At 39.0% G+C, this 19,324-nt stretch carries 17 protein-coding genes and 1 rRNA gene; 7 read left to right on the top strand and 11 right to left on the bottom strand.

Going from position 1 to position 19,324, the window contains the following annotated elements; all coding sequences use genetic code 11:
- A 16S ribosomal RNA gene (locus BLP81_RS10695) occupies positions 1-216 on the bottom strand; the annotation flags it as partial.
- A gap of 562 nt (positions 217-778) precedes the next feature.
- A complete protein-coding gene (locus BLP81_RS10690) occupies positions 779-1,591 on the bottom strand; it encodes a UbiA prenyltransferase family protein (RefSeq protein WP_093368458.1) in 813 nt (270 codons plus the stop codon).
- 126 nt (positions 1,592-1,717) lie between these two features.
- Between BLP81_RS10690 and gcvP the strand changes: the two genes are divergently transcribed.
- The 5 genes from gcvP (at position 1,718) to BLP81_RS10665 (ending at position 7,928) form a co-directional block, all read left to right on the top strand.
- Entirely contained in the window at positions 1,718-4,561 is a 2,844-nt protein-coding gene (gcvP, locus tag BLP81_RS10685; RefSeq protein ID WP_093368457.1) for an aminomethyl-transferring glycine dehydrogenase, read from the top strand.
- An 85-nt stretch (positions 4,562-4,646) separates the two neighbouring features.
- Complete coding sequence (locus BLP81_RS10680) at positions 4,647-5,375, top strand: hypothetical protein (protein WP_093368456.1); 729 nt, start codon at positions 4,647-4,649, stop codon at positions 5,373-5,375.
- 108 nt (positions 5,376-5,483) lie between these two features.
- Entirely contained in the window at positions 5,484-6,545 is a 1,062-nt protein-coding gene (locus BLP81_RS10675; protein ID WP_093368455.1) for a 3-oxoacyl-ACP synthase III family protein, read from the top strand.
- Positions 6,546-6,552: 7 nt separating this feature from the next.
- Complete coding sequence (locus tag BLP81_RS10670; RefSeq protein ID WP_093368454.1) at positions 6,553-7,080, top strand: methyltransferase; 528 nt, start codon at positions 6,553-6,555, stop codon at positions 7,078-7,080.
- Positions 7,080-7,928, top strand: a complete 849-nt coding sequence (locus tag BLP81_RS10665) for a glycosyltransferase family 2 protein (protein ID WP_093368453.1) — start codon at positions 7,080-7,082, stop codon at positions 7,926-7,928. Before BLP81_RS10670 ends, BLP81_RS10665 begins: the two co-directional genes overlap by 1 nt.
- Here BLP81_RS10665 and pafA read toward each other — a convergent pair.
- Positions 7,920-9,551, bottom strand: a complete 1,632-nt coding sequence (gene pafA, locus BLP81_RS10660) for an alkaline phosphatase PafA (protein WP_093368452.1) — start codon at positions 9,549-9,551, stop codon at positions 7,920-7,922. The genes BLP81_RS10665 and pafA overlap by 9 nt on opposite strands.
- A 121-nt stretch (positions 9,552-9,672) precedes the next feature.
- Here pafA and BLP81_RS10655 point away from each other — a divergent pair, with 121 nt between their 5' ends.
- The gene (locus BLP81_RS10655; RefSeq protein ID WP_093368451.1) at positions 9,673-10,416 is read left to right on the top strand and encodes an MlaE family ABC transporter permease; all 744 of its coding nucleotides are present in this window, start codon (positions 9,673-9,675) and stop codon (positions 10,414-10,416) included.
- 1 nt (position 10,417) lies between these two features.
- Positions 10,418-11,182 (top strand): ABC transporter ATP-binding protein, encoded by a 765-nt coding sequence (locus tag BLP81_RS10650; protein ID WP_093368450.1) that lies wholly within the window; start codon positions 10,418-10,420, stop codon positions 11,180-11,182.
- On the opposite strand, the gene BLP81_RS10645 is transcribed toward BLP81_RS10650, so the two are convergent.
- The 8 genes from BLP81_RS10645 to cdd form a co-directional block, all read right to left on the bottom strand.
- Entirely contained in the window at positions 11,179-12,609 is a 1,431-nt protein-coding gene (locus BLP81_RS10645; RefSeq protein WP_093368449.1) for a DUF389 domain-containing protein, read from the bottom strand. The genes BLP81_RS10650 and BLP81_RS10645 overlap by 4 nt on opposite strands.
- A 3-nt stretch (positions 12,610-12,612) precedes the next feature.
- Entirely contained in the window at positions 12,613-13,695 is a 1,083-nt protein-coding gene (locus BLP81_RS10640) for a mannose-1-phosphate guanylyltransferase (RefSeq protein WP_093368448.1), read from the bottom strand.
- Positions 13,696-13,700: 5 nt separating this feature from the next.
- Positions 13,701-14,297, bottom strand: a complete 597-nt coding sequence (locus BLP81_RS10635) for a SprT-like domain-containing protein (protein ID WP_093368447.1) — start codon at positions 14,295-14,297, stop codon at positions 13,701-13,703.
- A 6-nt stretch (positions 14,298-14,303) separates the two neighbouring features.
- Positions 14,304-14,987, bottom strand: coding sequence for an SDR family NAD(P)-dependent oxidoreductase (locus BLP81_RS10630; RefSeq protein WP_093368446.1), 684 nt, complete (start codon positions 14,985-14,987; stop codon positions 14,304-14,306).
- Positions 14,987-15,955: a M28 family metallopeptidase gene (locus BLP81_RS10625; RefSeq protein ID WP_093368445.1), complete on the bottom strand. Its 969-nt coding sequence runs from the start codon at positions 15,953-15,955 to the stop codon at positions 14,987-14,989. The genes BLP81_RS10630 and BLP81_RS10625 overlap by 1 nt, the downstream gene beginning before the upstream one ends.
- A gap of 79 nt (positions 15,956-16,034) precedes the next feature.
- On the bottom strand, positions 16,035-17,741 hold the full coding sequence (locus BLP81_RS10620; protein WP_093368444.1) for a pyruvate dehydrogenase complex dihydrolipoamide acetyltransferase: 1,707 nt from the start codon (positions 17,739-17,741) through the stop codon (positions 16,035-16,037).
- 4 nt (positions 17,742-17,745) lie between these two features.
- Positions 17,746-18,744: a pyruvate dehydrogenase (acetyl-transferring) E1 component subunit alpha gene (gene pdhA / locus BLP81_RS10615; RefSeq protein ID WP_093368443.1), complete on the bottom strand. Its 999-nt coding sequence runs from the start codon at positions 18,742-18,744 to the stop codon at positions 17,746-17,748.
- 85 nt (positions 18,745-18,829) lie between these two features.
- Positions 18,830-19,312: a cytidine deaminase gene (gene cdd / locus BLP81_RS10610; RefSeq protein ID WP_093368442.1), complete on the bottom strand. Its 483-nt coding sequence runs from the start codon at positions 19,310-19,312 to the stop codon at positions 18,830-18,832.
- Positions 19,313-19,324 lie beyond the last annotated feature (12 nt).

Below are 19,324 nucleotides of genomic sequence, written 5' to 3'. Positions count from 1 at the left end.
GTAACCTTTAATTACAACCTGATGCCAGGTCGTAATGCCATAAAATATTAATCCAAATTTCTCTGGGCTATCTTTTAGTAATAGGTAGATTGTATACGCGTTACGCACCCGTCCGCCGGTCGTCGTCAAGTGCAAGCACTCACGTTACCCCTCGACTTGCATGTGTTAGGCCTGCCGCTAGCGTTCATCCTGAGCCAGGATCAAACTCTTCATCGTTAAATCTTATATATCTTAACGTCTAAATGAATTCAATTCTAAAATTGTCTTCTCAGGAATTAACTCTAATCTGTTACGATTAGTCTAATCTTTTAATGTTTCTAATTCTATAAGTAGATCGCTCTACTTATAATTGTCAATTCAATATGTCAATGAACTTTTTCCCTTCTGCCCATCTTCAACGGACATCTTCCCAAAGGAAGAAGAGGAATTCTTGGCGTTTAAAATCTAACCAAAGACCTTTAAACTCGTGCCGCTTTCGCTAAGCGGATGCAAAACTAATACTTATTTTTAATATAACAAGTGATAATTTTGAAAAAAATAAAACTTTTAATGAACGTGCTGATTTAGTTTTAAAGGACCGCAAATCTAATACTTTTTTCTTATCCAATCCAAGTGAAATCAACTAAATGTTATCACTCCCTTAATTTTACGTTACCTTATCAATACCTCAATTAGCGGGGTGCAAAACTACAACTAATTCCCAACCTAAACCAAACTTTTAGAAAGGTTTTTTGAAATTAATTTCCCCACTCCCTGTAACTGGCTGACATTATAGCTTTTATCCAGTAAAAAATTTCAGCAAAAACCAGAGGATAGGAACGGCTTCTACCAGAAGCGCTGTATATAGAAACGCATTATGCCGTTTTGAAAATATCATTAGCAGGATTATCAACAGGTGCATATACACATATATATAGGTCTCATTTATGACAAGACTTAACAAAAACAAGGAAACCAGGGTCAAAACTATACCCAATACCTTGGTTTGAAATACGCCTAAAACTTGCGGAAGTGTTTTTAAGTAGATCTGATCTAGCTTTAGATCTCTTATTTCAAAGGGAATAATAAGAGCGATGACTATCAAAAATCGACTCATTATATATAAGGTCTTCTCCAGGTCAAGTGAACTCAGTGCAACTTCAGAAGAAAGAAAAGGAAGAATTACTGTGACTCCGGTCCAGACCGTGGCAATGATAAAGATTTTAAGGCCGCTTACATCTCTTAAGTTTTTTGCCTTGGGCAGAAATGGAAGCACATACAGCAAAGTAAAAATACCTAATAAAAAAATAAAGCTGATGACTTCGAGTTCAAAATAGAATAAAGAAATGAAAACTGGCAGCACCGACACTGCAGATAAAAAAAAGATAAACTTAAGACTATCACCAAGTATCACATTCTTCTTTTTTACCAAAGGAATATATTTTACAAACGTGTAAGCGACCAGTGTAGAAAAAAACACAAAAACCAGAACCCTGCTTTTAATACCCAGGCCGAAGTCTAAGTAAGTAATACAAGTAAAAGACACTACCGCCAGCGCCACATGGATGCTGGAGTTGATGTATAGCTTTAAAAGTTTAGATATAAAATTCACACTGACAAAAATAGAGCTTTATAGAGGATATTTTTTCTAAGAAAGTTAACGATAGTGAAACGATCTTTAACGCTTGTTTCATTATAAATAATGTATTTTTGTGAGCAAATTTTTAAAAGATCTTCAATGAATACAGAATCATTTGCATCAAGACATATTGGGCCACGTGGCGAAAATATAAAGGAGATGCTTAACGATGTAGGCGTAGAATCTCTAGGTCAACTCATCTATGAGACCATACCGGATGATATCAAATTAACTGAGAAGTTAAACTTGCCATCGCCTTTAACTGAATTTGAATTCTCAAATCATATTCAGTCTTTAGCACTTAAAAACAAAGTGTTTAAGTCTTATATAGGCCTGGGGTATCACCAGGCGATTCTTCCGGCAGTTATTCAGAGAAATGTATTTGAAAACCCGGGATGGTATACCGCCTATACGCCCTACCAAGCTGAAATCGCTCAAGGGAGACTTGAAGCTTTGCTTAACTTCCAGACCATGGTTTCTGACCTAACTGGAATGGAACTGGCAAACGCCTCTTTACTCGATGAATCTACTGCTGCTGCTGAAGCTATGACTTTGCTGTTTGCGGTTAGATCCAGAGAGCAAAAGAAAAACAAGGTGGTAAAGTTTTTCGTTGGTGAAAATGTGCTTCCCCAAACCTTGGCTTTACTGGAAACCAGAGCTGAACCACTTGATGTTGAATTGGTCGTAGGCAGCTATGATAAATTCGATTTTGATGAAAGTTATTTTGGAGCTTTAGTCCAGTATTCCGGAAAATACGGAGAGGTTTATGATTTTGAAGAGTTTACTAAAAAAGCTAAAGATAACCAGATAAAGGTAGCTGTAGCAGCTGATCTTTTGAGTCTGGTCTTACTTGAAGCTCCCGGCAAATGGGGTGTGGATGTCGTAGTAGGAACGACACAGCGTTTTGGAATTCCACTTGGTTACGGTGGCCCTCATGCTGCTTATTTTGCGACAAAAGAAGAGTATAAACGAAATATTCCGGGACGAATTATAGGAGTAACCAAAGACATGGATGATAATACATCCTTAAGAATGGCGCTTCAGACCCGCGAACAACACATCAAAAGAGATAAAGCGACTTCAAATATTTGTACCGCTCAGGTTTTACTGGCTGTCATGGCTGGCATGTATGCTGTATATCATGGCCCTAAAGGCTTAAAATATATAGCCAGTCAAATTCATAAAAAGACAGTTAGTCTTGCTGAAGGCATTGAAAAACTCGGATTTTTTCAGGTAAATGACTTGTATTTCGACACCATTTTGGTTAAAGCCGATGCTGAAAAAATAAAAGCTTTAGCTGAGCGAAAAGGAATTAACTTCTTTTACCCAGATGCTGAAAGCATTTCCATTTCTCTAAATGAAACGACCTCAATTGATGATGTAAATGAGATTTTAAGCCTCTTTGAAGAAATTTCCGAAAAGGAAATCGAAGCCATAAAAGAGTTGAAGGACGGAATTATAGATCATTCACAATTAAAAAGAGAAAGCGAATTCTTAACTCATGATGTCTTTAATAGTTATCATTCAGAAACAGAATTGATGCGCTACATCAAAAGACTGGAGAGAAAAGACCTGGCTTTGAACCATTCTATGATATCCCTGGGTTCTTGCACGATGAAGTTGAATGCAGCTTCAGAAATGTTACCATTGTCCAACCCACAATGGGGTAATATTCATCCTTTCGTTCCTAAAAATCAGGCTTTGGGATACCAGGAAATCTTGAAAAATCTGGAAGATTACCTGACTGAAATCACAGGATTTTCTGCTACCTCCTTACAGCCAAATTCTGGTGCACAGGGAGAATATGCCGGATTGATGGTCATCAGAGCTTACCATAAATCAAGAAACGAGTCCCACAGAGACATCTGCCTGGTCCCCTCTTCTGCTCATGGTACAAATCCTGCAAGTGCAGTGATGGCTGGTATGAAAGTAGTCGTAGTAAAAGCAACAGACCAGGGTAATATTGATATTGACGATCTGACAGCTAAGGCTGAAAAACACAGTGATAATTTAGCGGCCTTGATGGTAACCTACCCGTCGACTCATGGGGTTTTTGAATCTGACATCAGAAAAATTACAGCCCTAATCCACGAGCATGGCGGCCAGGTTTATATGGATGGAGCCAATATGAATGCTCAGGTTGGTTTGACCAGTCCGGGCAGGATTGGAGCCGATGTGTGTCACTTAAATCTGCATAAAACCTTTGCCATTCCTCATGGTGGTGGCGGACCAGGTGTTGGCCCTATTTGCGTAGCCAAACAGTTAGCTCCGTTTTTACCAAACAACCCTTTGATAGAAACTGGAGGAACAGAAGCGATTTCTTCCATTTCTGCGGCTCCGTTTGGCTCTGCTTTTGTATGCCTCATTTCTTATGCGTACATCAGAATGCTGGGTGAAGAAGGTTTAAGAGAATCTACAGAGTATGCCATTCTAAATGCCAATTATATTCAGGCCAGGCTGAAAGGTCACTACAAGACCTTATACTCCGGAGAAAAAGGAAGAGCGGCTCACGAAATGATTATCGATTGCAGGGATTTTAAAGACTTTGGTATTGAAGTAAAAGACATTGCCAAAAGACTCATCGATTATGGCTTCCATTCGCCTACAGTTTCCTTCCCGGTTGCAGGAACGATGATGATAGAACCCACCGAGAGTGAAAGCAAAGCTGAACTGGACAGATTTTGTGATGCCATGATTTCCATCAAGCAGGAAATCGAGCAATGCGATAAGAACGAGCCCAGCAATGTGCTTAAGAATGCGCCTCACACCATAGCGATGCTGACCGCAGAGACCTGGGAATTTGATTATAGCAGACAAACTGCAGCTTTTCCTCTGCCTTTTGTAGCCGAAAACAAATTCTGGCCAGCCACCCGAAGAGTGGATGAAGCCTACGGAGACAGAAACCTAACCTGCACCTGTGCTCCTATGGAGGCTTACCTCTAGATCGATTAGAAATTTTTAAATAACTTTATAGCCTCGGGTTTGATATTCGGGGCTATTTTTTTGTTGAAAAACAAAACCATCTGAAATGATTTTATCCCAAATTGAAAAAAAACAGCTTTTAAACTTTATAAAATCACATTATGTCGATTATCATGATGTAAGATTACTTATAGCAAGAGATCTTGAAGAAGACATCTCACAGCAGATGAAAGAAGATGAGGAGCTTTCATTTGAAGAAGCGCTCGAAAAAGCTTATAAAAAATACGGCGTTATTGGATTTTCGGATGCTTCTGAAGAGTATATGAAGAAAATCAATACATACTTTTATAAAAAAGTGATTTTTAAGGTAGTAAAAGATGAGGCGTCGACACTTCGATTTTGGCTTCTAGCAGTAATGAGTTTTTTAATTATTTATTCAGTAATAACTTCACTTATTACTATGCCTTTTGTTCTTGCTGGTGGATTTATTGTATTAATTATTCTGGGGTTAATTTTCTATTTTCGAAAGCTTCATAAAGAAATTAAAGAATTAAAGAAAAATGATAACTACTATTACTTAGATCAACTTTTAATCTCAAATAATTCAATACTTTTTCCTTTCACTTATATACCTTTTATGTTGGCTCCTCATATTGGGGGACTCACTGAAAATGAAGCTTTTTCAATGGCTATTTTAGCCTTTTTTACAATGATTTCATTTATTGCCTACTACTTAATTTACTTCAGGCTTTATAAGGACAGATCAGAAATTCTTAAAGCATATAAGGAAACCTTTTTAAAAAATAAATTAGATTATAAACTTGAAGTTATTTAAAATCAAATTCAGAATACCTCCTAAAACGTTTTAAAATCTATTAATTTTGAATCTTACTTTACAATTTAATTACATTAACTGTACCTTGCAAAAAAATTTATACGGAACATGAATGCTATAAAAATCGTTGGTGTTGGGAGTTATATTCCTGAAATGATCAAGAAAAATGAAGATTTTTTGGAAAACAAATTCTTCAATCAGGATGAAACTGCTTTTGATGCCCATCCAGAAGTCATCATCAAAAAATTTAAAGCCATTACTGGTATCGAAGAAAGACGTTATGTTGAGGACAATCTAAAAACATCTGACATCGCTACTTTTGCCGCCGAAAAAGCTATTCAAAATGCAGGAATCGATCCAGAGACCTTAGATTATATTATTGTAGCTCATAATTTTGGAGACGTTAGCCATAATACGCAACAAGCCGATACGGTGCCGAGTCTTGCCTCGCGAGTGAAAGAAAAATTACAAATCGATAATCCCAGCTGTGTGGCCTACGACCTTTTATTTGGTTGTCCGGGCTGGATAGAAGGCTGCATACATTCCCTGGCTTTTATGAAAGCGGGAATGGCCAAACGCTGTTTAATTATTGGTGCTGAAACACTTTCCAGAGTAGTTGATCCCAATGACAGGGATAGCATGATTTATGCCGATGGTGCGGGGGCGACTATTTTTGAGCTAAACGATTCCAAAGGAGGGATTTTAGCTCATAAAACTGCTACCTATACAAAAACTGAGGCTAGCTACATTTATTTTGATAAATCCTTTTCTCCCGATAGAGAGGATGATAGGGCTTATATCAAAATGTATGGAAGAAAGATTTACAATTTTGCTTTATCCAAAGTTCCTGAAGCCATGAAAGCCTGTCTGGAAGAAAGCGGTAAATCTATTGATGATCTTAAAAAGATATTTATTCATCAGGCCAATGAAAAAATGGATGAAGCTATCGTACAGAGGTTCTATAAACTATATGAAAGAGAAGCACCTAAAGATGTGATGCCCATGAGCATAGACAAACTAGGGAATAGCAGTGTAGCTACTATTCCTACGCTTTATGATATGTTTTTGAGGGGTGATTTTGAGCATGAAGCCCTAGAGCCGGGAGATACCATCATGTTTGCCAGTGTAGGCGCAGGTATGAACATCAACGCGATAGTCTACGAAATCTAGACGTCAGATGTACGAAAATACCTATCCTAAAAAGCGATTTCGAATCACCCTGGAGTTTTTGAAAACACACGCTCCTCCTCCATCAGAGATTTTGGACCTTGGCGTGGAAAATCCATTTTCTAAGTTGCTGTCTTCGGAAGGCTATAGCGTTGAAAACACTAAAGGCCAGGATCTTGATCTGGATCAAAGTCAGCTCAAAGCTTCTTCAGCAAAAATAACCACAGCTTTTGAAATTTTTGAACACCTCTTATCGCCTTTGGAAGTTCTAAAAAGCCTGCAAAGCGAGTATTTATTTGCCAGTGTTCCCCTTAAACTTTGGTTTGCGAAAGCCTATAAAAGCAAAACCGATCCCTGGGACCGGCATTATCATGAATTTGAACACTGGCAATTTGACTGGCTTTTAGATAAAGCGGGGTGGGAAATAATCGATTCCAAAAGCTTCACCCATCCTGCAAATAAAATAGGAATACGACCAATTTTGAGGTTATTCACACCGAGATACTATCTTGTGTGCTGTAAAAGAAAATCTTCCTAGTGGATCTTGTTATCATCATACCAGCTTATAATGAAGAAAAGTTTATCAAAAACTGTCTGGATTCTCTTTTGAATCAAACACATGCAGCAAAAAAAATACTGGTAGTCGATGATGGTTCCAGCGATAATACTCCAAACATTGTCCACAACCTTTCCCATTCTTACGAAAATTTGAGTCTCATTTCCAGGCAGAAAAGCTTCAGTCATGAACCAGGAAGTAAAATTGTCGATGCCTTTAATTTCGGACTGAAAAACTTAAGAGTTGATTACGATGTGATTTGCAAATTTGACGCAGACCTTATTTTTCCTGAAGATTATCTCAAGGTATTGACTGAAGCTTTTCAGGAAAACTCAAAACTCGGCATGTATGGAGGATTTTGTACACTATGGAAAGATGGGGCCTGGCAGGTCGAGCAGCTCACCAATGCTGATCATTTACGGGGAGCTTTAAAAGCTTATCGCCTGGAATGTTTTGAAGACATAAAAGGCTTAACTCCAGCTATGGGGTGGGATACTATCGATGAAATGAAAGCCAGATTTCAGGGCTGGGAAGTCCATACCAATCCAGACTTGCAGGTCAGACATCTTAAACCCACAGGACAGCAGTACAAAAAAAATCTGCCAGGCGTTTTTGGTGCTTCCTTATTTCGAATGCGATACAGCTGGTCTTTAGCCCTATTGACCTGTTTGAAAATGGCCAAAAATAAATCGAGCCTGTCCTTTTTCCTAGAATCCATGACCTCCTTTATGAGAAGTAATCCAAAAAAAAACACCTTCCTGGTCACTGAACAGGAAGGTGCTTTTATAAGAACCTACAGATGGTCTAAACTTAAAGAACGCTTATTCTAAAACTTCAGAAATAATTGTCCCCGTCGCTCCACTGGGTAATTCAATCCCTAAAAGTGCTGATATGGTTGGAGCAATATCTGGAATATGATAGCGCTTATAAGTTTTTCCGGATTTTATTCCATTCCCATACATCAATAAAGGCGCCTGGGTATCGTAATTATTTCCGCTCCCGTGAGTGGAGCCTTTTTTAGAGTAAGAAATGTAAGCGTTTTCTAAGACATAAGCCACATCCCCGCTGCGTTTCTGGTGAAACCCTCTTAGAATAAGTTCTGCGGGAGTATCTGTGAAATCACTGTTTTCAAGCATTTCTCTGGTATATACCTTGTCTATGTTTTTATACTGAAGTAAAAAGTGCTTTACTTCATTTTGAGCAGCAACAAATTCAGCATAAGAATCAAATTTAGAATAATCGAGAAAGATCTGATGGTTATAAATGCTTTCGATCACATGATCTAAACCAAACTCAGCGCTTAGGTAGTCTTCTAAAGCAGCACGCATCTCATCAACTTCAAAATAGCCTGCAGGAATCTTATTGTCTTTTAAAAATTGGGGCACATGAACAGCCCCGTGGTCTGCGGTTAAGAACAGGGTATAATTTCCTTTTCCAACTTGCTGGTCTAGAAAGGTCATCAAATCAGCGATATTGCGATCTAGTCTCACGTAGGTATCTTGAATTTCTTTTGAATTAACACCAAAATTGTGTCCTACATAATCTGTACTGGAAAAGCTCAGCGTGAATACGTCTGTAAACTCATCCTGGCCAAGCTCTTCATTCACTATAGCTTGCTTGGCAAAATCCAACAGCAAATCATTTCCATAAGGTGTTGATCTTATAATGCTGTAATCTCCATTTTCTTTAGCAAGCTTTTTGAGGTTATAGGGAAAGGTTGCCTCTTCTTTGCTGCTGAACCCATTTTCATAGTCATTTAGGTCTGAACCACTTTCGGTGTAAGTGGATATATCTTGATAGGTATCCCAGACTTTGAGATAACTTTTAGCCACATCAGAAGCATTGAACTTAGTGACCCATTTTGGCAATTTATCCATGTAGAAGTCTGAGCTTATAAAGTCACCCTGATCTCCGCCTACAAACCAGTAAGCGGCATTGGCAGTATGTCCAGCTGGTAAAATAGCACCGCGATCTTTTATAGATACCCCAATAGTTTTTCCTCTGAACTGTGTATGAAGACGGTTTTGATCTGCAAAGCTGGTGGTCAACATTCTATGCGGTGACATTTTACCATCTCTATTGTCTGAATCCACCCCCAAACCTGTAACACTGGGATCTGAAACACAGTAAACACGTTCCTTTATCACTTTATTATACCAGTTATTGGCCACGATGCCATGATTCATAGGGCTAGTTCCTGTGTAAACGGAAGCATGGCCGGGTCCTGTGTAGGTCGGAACATAGTTGAAATGAAAGTTTTTCATTTCAAAACCTTCCCGTTGTAGACGTTTGAAACCATCCTCAGAATAATCTTTTTGAAATTTTGTCAAATAATCATACCGCATTTGATCGACAACCACTCCAACCACAAGCTTGGCTTTACCGGGAATGTCTTGAGCAAATAACTGAACTTGAATAAGTAAAAGAAATAAAACAGCAATTTTAAATTTCATAAGTCAAAATGTTTTTTGCAAAGATAGGAACTTATGTAAGTTTCAAGTTTATGCTTCGGTTAAATCGTATCCTCAAGTTTTTATTCTATTTTTATAAAAATTTCAAAAAGGCTTGAAGCAGATGCTATCAAAATATATAAAAAGTATTGGTCAATATTTCATAATGATTTATGACACCTTTAAAAGAATGACCAAAGCTTCTGAATTGAGAAGACTCATTCTCCAAGAAATAGATGATCTTATCATAAGCTCTTTGGGCATTGTGATTTTTATTTCCTTTTTCATAGGTGCGGTTATTGCCATACAGACAGCGCTTAATTTTTCAAATCCCTTTGTTCCAAGATCACTTATAGGCTTTGCGGCCAGACAGTCCATCATCTTGGAATTTGCGCCAACATTTGTATCCATTATCATGGCCGGAAAAGTGGGCTCTTATATTACTTCAAGTATCGGAACCATGCGTGTTTCTGAACAGATTGATGCCTTGGAAGTCATGGGTATAAACTCGCTGAATTATCTTGTTTTTCCCAAAATTGTAGCTATGTGTCTGTTCCCCTTTGTGATTGCCATTTCAATGTTTATTGGCATCATAGGCGCTTATGTTGCCAGTGTCTACGGTGGATATTTAAATGCAGATCAATTTATAACAGGCTTACAGGAAGATTTCGTTCCTTTTCAGATATTCTATGCATTCCTCAAAAGTTTCATTTTTGCCCTGATACTTGCCACGGTTCCTTCTTTTCACGGTTATTATATGAAAGGTGGTTCTCTGGAAGTGGGTCATGCCGCAACGACTTCTTTTGTCTGGACGAGTGTCATTATCATTTTTATGAATTATTTCATCACTCAATTATTATTAAGCTAATATGATAAAAGTTACAGATTTACATAAGTCTTTTGATGATTTGGACGTCTTAACAGGTGTGAATGCCGAATTTGAAAAAGGTAAAACCAATTTAATCATCGGTCAATCGGGCTCGGGTAAAACTGTGTTTTTGAAATGCCTGCTTGGACTTCTGGTCCCCGACTCCGGAAGTATAGAGTACAATGGCAAGGCTTACAGGCATTTTTCTAAGGATGAAAAAAGAGAAATCAGTAAGCAAATGGGAATGGTCTTTCAGGGAGGAGCTTTGTTCGATTCTATGACCGTTGAGGAAAATGTCATGTTTCCCTTGAAGATGCTTACAACAATGAGTAAACAGGAGATGAAAGATCGGGTAGAGGAAGTTCTTGATCGAGTAAACTTGAGAGAAACCAATCATAAATTACCTTCCGAGATAAGTGGAGGAATGCAAAAGCGGGTTTCTATAGCGAGAGCTATTGTGAACAAGCCCAATTTTTTGTTTTGTGACGAACCCAATTCAGGTCTGGACCCCAGAACTGCCTCTGTCATCGACAATCTTATTCAGGAAATCACTCATGAAAACGACATCACAACCGTCATCAATACCCACGATATGAATTCGGTTTTCGAAATAGGTGAAAAAATTATTTATCTGGAAAATGGAGTCAAAGCCTGGGAAGGCAACAAAGATAATATCTATAAGACAGAGAATAAAAAACTTATCGACTTCGTCTACGCCTCCAATTTATTTCAAAAAGTGAGGGTCGCTCAGCGGGAAGGGCTTTAATTTAAGGAAAGGACTTCTATATTTTCAAGGTTTAGTTTATAGGATAACCAGCCTTCGAGTTGTTGGCGTTTAGCTTCCTTTTCTTCTGGATTCGCTTCTTGTTTCCATTTGATACTGAAGGTTGGGATGGTATCCAGATTCTCGAAGTTCGATTTAATAACATCTGCAAAACTCACTTCTGCTATGTTTTCGTAATTCAGTTGAATTTCCTGAGCCAGCCTGCCAAATTCTACAATTCTGTTGCTTTTTTGCATGGTTCTGAGCTGATAGCGTAAATTTTCAATTTCAGTTTTAGACATGGCCAGCTCTAAAGAATCTCTTTTTTTAAGTTCCACCATGTATTGTACCTGGTTGAAATTCTCTGAATTTTCATTTTGAAGGACTTTTAACTCTGTACCTTCCAAATAATCGTAGGTCTTCATCTTGTCCTTCCATAAGGTAATCACTTCTTTAGGAATTTCTTTGCCTAAAAAAGAAACTTCAATACTTGGTGAAAGCCCGGAATTGTACGAGATATGGGTCGCGTTTTTCTGAAGAAAGGATTGCTTGTAGCTCAGCAGCTCCTCCTGTACAAAGGCAGTGGCATCGGTCACAAAATAAGACTCCTTCATCAGATTATAAAACAAATAAACACTGGGAATCATGACTATGATGGCAATCGAGGAAGCGATTTGTGCAATTCGCTTTCGCCTCAGTGAATTTGCATATTTAACGAGAGGAAATCTTAAGAATTTAGAAACCACAAAAGTGGATAAGGCTATAAATATAGTGTTGATGGTAAACAAATACATGGCGCCTCCAAAAATACTCATGTCCCAGACTGCCAGACCATAACCGGCTGTACAAAGCGGAGGCATCAAAGCCGTAGCGATAGCCACACCGGAAATGACAGTGATGATGGTTCCTTTTTTGGCTTTCGCAATGATAAGGGCAAGACCCCCAAAAATTGCCACTAAAACATCGAGTATGGTCGGATAGGTTCTCGCTTCCAGTTCTGGAGTGAGCTTGGTAAGTGGTGATAATTGAAAATAAATAAATGCCGTAATCAAACTGAGCCCAACCATAACGCCAAGGTTAATCAGGGATCTTCTGAGGGTATCCACGTCATTGATCGCTACAGAAAACCCGAGCCCTACAATAGGTCCCATCAGAGGAGAGATAAGCATCGCTCCAATGACAACAGCTGTACTGCTCACATTCAGGCCTACGGAAGCGACAAAGATAGAAAAGATTAAAATCCAGGCATTGTGCCCCTTGAAGGGAATGTCTTTTAGAATAGCTTCGGTGGTGGCTTCCCTGTCGGTATCATGCGTAATATCCAAAAGCTCGTACAGGAAACTTTTGAGGCTTCCAAACGAATGCCTAAGGCTGCTTTTTACTTGTTTCGAAGATTCCTCTCCTGCAGGGCTTGAGGTGTTTTCAGTCATGAGTTAGCCGTGGTTTTTTCCAAATTTATCCATAACCAAGTTACGTATTGTTTTGATTTCTTGTTCATCCTTTTTGGGTAAAATCACAAGACTGTCATCGCTCTCCACAACGATATAATCGTGAAGACCTTTGATAATAGCTATTTTATCTTTAGACGTTCGCAAAATGGTATTGGTTGAGTCTATAAAAACGGATTTTGCATTTATACTTACATTCTCGTTTTCATCCTTAGGAAGCTGATTGTGAAGTGAACCCCAGGTCCCTAAATCGCTCCAGTCGAAACTGGCTTCAATCACTCCGACCTGCTTTGCTTTTTCCAGGATACCGTAATCGATGGAAATATTTTCAAACTGAGGATAATGATTTTCTAAAAAGCTCTCCTCTTCTTGCGTATTCAATTTGGACCAGGACTTTTCAAAAACAGAAAACATATCTGGAAGAAACTGCTGATACTGATCTATAATTAGAGAGGTTTTCCATATAAAAATTCCTGCATTCCACAAGTAATTGCCTTCTTTCAAAAAGGATTGGGCTGTAGGATAATCGGGCTTCTCGGTAAATGTCTCCACTTTTTTAACAGCGGAAGACTCCTCTTTTTGATACTTGATATAACCGTAACCTGTATTGGGAAAGGTGGGTGTGATGCCTAAAGTCATTAACAGGTCTTGTTTTGTGCAAGCCTCAAAAGCCCTGTGCACATCACTTGCAAAAGCCTCTTCATCTTCTATCCAATGATCGCTGGGAGCCACAATCATTCTTGCTCTGGGATTTTCTTTATTGATTTTAAGAGCTGAAAGCAAAATACAGGGCGCCGTATTTCTCATCGCGGGCTCGGCAATCACCTGAGTGTTTTTGATCTCGGGCAACTGTTTGCTAACAAGTCCAGTATATTCTGAATTGGTTAGGATTAAGATTTGATCGGCTGGAACAATTTTCGCTAATCTTACAAAGGTTTGCTGCAGAAGAGATTTGCCAGTTCCTAACATGTCATGAAACTGTTTAGGATAGGAGGTCTTACTCACAGGCCAAAACCTTGAACCCACACCTCCAGCCATGATTACGGCATAATTATCCTTTTTACTCATACTTATTATTTTAAAAGATCCACTTCAGCATTAGGCTGAAATACATATATTTTTCCTGTGCTCACTTCGTGGCATTCGTAGCGTTTTCTAATTCTCCTGCCTCTTTTAAATTTCCTTCCATTTGGAATTTGAAAAATGCTCCCTAAGGGGATTTCAAATATAAAATATTTATCATTAGGCTTATCGTACTGCTTGATAGCTACAGCAAGTCTGGCATCGGTATCCGTACTTGCGGTAGGGTTTTTGAAATGTCTTGCCAGCTCAGGCAAAAGATCATTTGGGAATATTTCGGGATTCAAAAACGGCAGCATCAATTTCTGAAAGGTATGCTTCCATTCAGGCCCATGAGGCAAAATAGAAAATCCGTAGGTCTTGAAGGCTATTAAATGAGCCACCTCGTGGACCGTCGTCATCAAAAATCGGTATTTATTCAAATTGGAATTGACTGTGATCTGATGAAATCCATCAGGCTTGAGCCTGTAATCACCATGTTTACTTTGCCTCTGGCTTACAATCTTCAATTGAATTTGATAGGCTTTTATCATTCCCATCACAGGAACGACCGAACGCTCTGGCAAATATTTTTGAAGTGTTTCTTTCATTCTATGTTAAGGGGTAGAACTTGAAACTTGCAATAATTTTCCGTTGTAAAAACGCTGACCGTTTTCTGAAAAGCCTTTGATATATTCTGCCATTTCCAGTGCTGAATTGGGAGCCTGCAAACCTGGAAAGGCTTCTTCTAGCATTTCAGTTTGAACTGCCCCCAAGGCCAGGACATTGAAAGAAGGCCCGTTTTCTTTGTATTCTTCAGCAAGTAATTCAGTTAAGGTGATGACCGCTGCTTTGCTTGAGCTGTAAGCCGCAAGTCCGGGAAATTTCATGCTCCCCTGCACGCCACCCATGCTACTGATGGTAACCACATGTGTAGAATCCTTCATCGCCGGAAGCAACTGATGCGTCAAATCGAAAACTGAAAATACGTTTGTTTCATATACGCTTCTCACATCTTCAAGTCTGGTATCTTTAAAGTCCTGCTTTAAAAATTGACCTGCGTTATTAATCAATATGTCCACAGAGCTGACCTGGGATTTTATCTGTTCAGCCACTTCAGAAACCTGAGAAGAATCGCTGAGATCGCAGGAAAAAGAAAACACATTTTCAAGATTCAGAGCACTTACAGGCTTATCGTTTCTGGATAGGGCAAATACAGTATGACCTTCAGCAGCAAAAAGCTTAACAAGTTCAAAGCCAATACCGCGACTTGTTCCTGTGATCACTATGGTTTTTGACATTACTTTAGTTTTACGGTGGTTTCGGTGGAATTGATTAATTGCAAAACTCCAGGCTTTAAGTCGTCGACTAATTTTAAATAAGCGTCTAGGTCGAGCTCTTCAAACTCGTCATTGACATGATGATAATACTCATAGTTGGTAAAATCAAAAGAACTGATGGTATGAGCCGGTATTTTGAAAACCTCATAAAACGGATAATTATCACTTCTTTTAAACAGATTGTACTCAGCAGCCTGAGGTAAAAATCCTAAAAATGCATCCTGGCCTTCATAAAAACTATTGAACACCTCAGCGAGATTTGACATGTCATAACCAGTGACGTAGGCACGATAGGGCTTATCCTTCATTGGAGCCCCCAGCATTTCAATATTAAAGACAAGATAAGGTTCTGTATTTTGAACTTTCAGTTTAGTCGCTAAATGCCTTGCACCAACCAGGCCATTTTCCTCCGCAGAAAAGAGCGCAAAAATAACATCGCGCTTCAATTCCTGGCTGGATAAGAACTTAGCAAGTTCAAGAACAGCGACAGTTCCCGTTGCATTATCATTGGCTCCATTAGCAATGCTGTCGTTATCTACTGCTTCAACAATTCCTATATGATCGTAATGAGCACCAATAATAAGTGGGCTTAAATCATTCGGTTGATCAGCTTTCAAAACACCCACCACATTGTAACCTTCTATTTCTTTCAGTTTGAAAGAATCCTTATAGGTTTCGAAGTAAGGTTTCACACCAAATTCCTGAAAGGAATTTTCAATGTAAAACGCAGCTTCTTCAATACCATCTGAACCTGTGTCCCTGCCCATAAACTCATCGGAAGTTATCTCTTTGAGAGCTGATTCTGCGGTATATTCAAACTCGATTTTATCTGATGCTTCTGAATTTTCTTTTTTCTCATCTTGCGTTGAATTTTTACAAGAGAAGGCTAAAAGTGAACCTATGCAAAGGGTGATAATAATTTTTTTCATAAAGTGAATATATAAAAACTGCCTTTAAAGACCTATTAAAAGTCTAAAAAGGCAGTAGGTTGTTTCTGTATAACAGCAACTATGCTAACATAGTGACCGGATTCTCCAGATAGGTTTTTAAGGTTTGGAGAAACTTAGCACCCGTAGCACCATCAACTGTTCTATGGTCACATGCTAAAGTAAGTGTCATCGTGTGCCCGACAACTATTTCACCATGTTTAACCACAGGTTTTTCAACGATGGTTCCCACAGAAAGAATAGCAGAGTTTGGCTGGTTGATAATACTTGTAAACTCTGTAATACCAAACATTCCCAAATTAGAGACTGTAAAAGTACTGCCTTCCATTTCGTTGGGCTGCAATTTTTTGTTTTTAGCTTTTGAAGCTAAATTTTTCACATTACCTCCGATCTGAGTCAGACTTTGCTGGTCTGCAAATTCTAAAACAGGAACCAAAAGCCCTTCTTCTACAGCAACAGCAACCCCTACATGAATGTGGTTAGCAAGCTTTGTCGTTTCGCCATCCCATGAAGAATTGACTTGTGGATGTTTTCTTAAAGCCATTGCGGAAGCTTTGATTACAAGATCGTTAAAAGAAACTTTCACATCCGGCATCTCGTTGATATGTGATCTGGAAGCCATTGCATTCTCCATATCCACTTCGATATTGAGGTAATAATGCGGTGCTGAATTCTTAGATTCTAACAAGCGCTTAGCTATGGTTTTTCTCATTTGAGAATTCTTCACCTCTTCAAAAGATTCATCCCCCGCCGGGGTGTACACTTTTGGTGCTGGCGCAGCTTCTTCTTGTTTAAGTTGTTCGGCTTGTGAGGCTTCTTTCTGTGTCGTTTCTGCAGAAGGCTTAAAGTCTTCCACATCTTTTTTCACGATTCTCCCATGATCTCCGGAGCCCTTGACCTTTCTCAAGTCTACACCTTTATCTTCAGCTATTTTTTTAGCTAAAGGTGAGGCTAGTATTCTTCCTTGATCATCTGTATTATCGGCATCCTCGTCACCAGACTTATCTTGTGCGCTGGACTGTGAAGGCTTATCTTCCGTTTTCGTTTCCTTAGGGGTCTTGTCTTTAGATTCTTTTTTAGAATCAGAAGATGGTTTTCCTCCTGATTTTAAAGATTTCAATATCTGGTCTACATCTGTCCCATCTGGGCCAATTATAGCCAATACGTCATCTACAGGAGCAGATTCACCTTCCTCTATACCGATGTGCAACAATTTCCCAGTATAGAAAGATTCAAATTCCATCGTCGCTTTATCGGTTTCGATTTCAGCCAAAATATCGCCTTCTTCCACATCATCACCAACAGATTTCAGCCAGTTAGCCACGGTTCCTTCCTCCATGGTATCGCTTAACCTTGGCATGGTAACAACTTCTACGCCATCAGGAAGATCTCCCTGTTCTTCCTCGCCAGCATCGATTTCAGCTTCTTCAGATGAATCATCCTCTGATGCCTTCTTCTCTTGAGATTCAGAGCTATCTTCTGATGAACCTTCATTTTCAGCCTCTTTTATCAAGTCATCAATATCTTCTCCTTCTTCTCCAATAATGGCCAGAAGCGAATCTACAGGAGCACCTTCACCCTCTTCTACACCGATGTGCAAAAGCACACCATCATGAAAAGATTCAAATTCCATCGTCGCTTTATCGGTTTCGATTTCAGCTAAAATGTCTCCTTCTTCTACTTTATCTCCTTTTTGCTTTAACCATTTTGCCACAACACCTTCTTCCATGGTGTCACTTAATCTGGGCATATTTACTACTTCAGCCATCTACTTATAATTTGTGAGAAATGAAAGGATAATCTTCTTGCTCGTATACCACGTCATACATGACGTTTTTGTCTGGGAAATCTGACTCGTCCGCAAATTTTTCACACTCGCTCACTTTGTCTTTTACCCGTTTATCAATCTTCTTTATGTCCTCTTTTGTTGCGTACTCTTTATCCAGCAAAATCTTTTTAATCTTGGATATTGGATCTATTTTTTGATATTCTTCTACTTCGTCTTTCGTTCTGTATTTTTGAGCATCACTCATGGAATGTCCTCTGTACCTGTAGGTTTTTAAATCTAAGAAAGTAGGTCCTTTTCCTGCCCTTGCTCTGGTAATAGCTTCATCCAAAGCTTCAGCTACTTTGGTAGGATCCATGGCATCCACAGGACCACAAGGCATCTCATAGCCTAAGCCAAGTCTCCAGATATCTTCGTGACTGGAGGTTCTTTTAACAGAAGTTCCCATGGCGTATCCATTGTTTTCAACACAGAAAACAACTGGCAGATTCCAGTTGGTAGCCATGTTTAAGGTCTCGTGCAAAGAACCCTGTCTTGCTGCTCCATCGCCAAGAAAACATAGCGTCACTGCATTGGTGTTGAAATATTTATCTGCAAAAGCTAAGCCGGCTCCTAGAGGGATTTGTCCTCCAACTATTCCGTGACCGCCATAAAATCTATGTTCTTTTGAAAAGATATGCATCGATCCACCCAAACCTTGAGAAGTCCCTGTTTTTTTGCCGTATAGCTCTGCCATCACTCTTTTGGGATCCACTCCCATTCCTATGGGCTGTACGTGGTTTCTGTAAGCTGTAATCATTTTATCTTTCTTCAAATCCATGACATGCAAAGCTCCAGCTAAAATCGCTTCTTGCCCGTTATAAAGATGCAAAAAACCCCTTACCTTTTGTTGGATGTAAACCTGAGCCAATTTATCTTCAAACTTTCTCCAAAACAGCATGTCTTCATACCACTTCAAATAGGTTTTTTTTGTTATTTTTTTCATGTACAGCTTTTTTTCTACGTTATAAAACAGAATTACAAAAGTAATACTTTATGTAAGAATTGAAAATACTTTAGGTGTATTAAGTCTAAAGAAATTTATTGTTAAACGCCAGAGGTAATATTTCCAAAAGCGACTTCACACCGATCACTTTACCGCTGGTTCCCGTAAAATATATTGAAATGGGTTCATTTTGTTTTTGCTCATATTCTGCAATAGCTTGCCGACAGGCACCACAGGGCGCAACAGGCTCCAGCACATCGTGTTTTTCGGAGGTTGCTGTTATCGCCAAAGCTTTTATTTTTTGGTCAGGATAATTGGCTCCAGCAGCATATATCGCCGTACGTTCTGCACAAAGGCCTGAAGGATAAGATGCATTTTCTTGATTGCTACCCGCAACCACTTCCCCATTTTCTAATAACAATGCTGCACCCACTTTAAATTTGGAATAAGGAGCATAGGCCGTCAGCCTAGCTTCCACAGCTTTATGCATCAACTTCTGAATTTGGTCTGGAAGTTCGGAAACTGAATCAAAGAGTTGCAGGCTAGTACTTATTTGCTTTTCTGTCATAATACTGATCTT

Source organism: Psychroflexus sediminis, assembly GCF_900099815.1.
In the GTDB taxonomy this organism is placed as follows: domain Bacteria; phylum Bacteroidota; class Bacteroidia; order Flavobacteriales; family Flavobacteriaceae; genus Psychroflexus; species Psychroflexus sediminis.
Note: the sequence above shows the minus strand (reverse complement) of the source record. Positions and strands in the feature narration are given on the sequence as shown.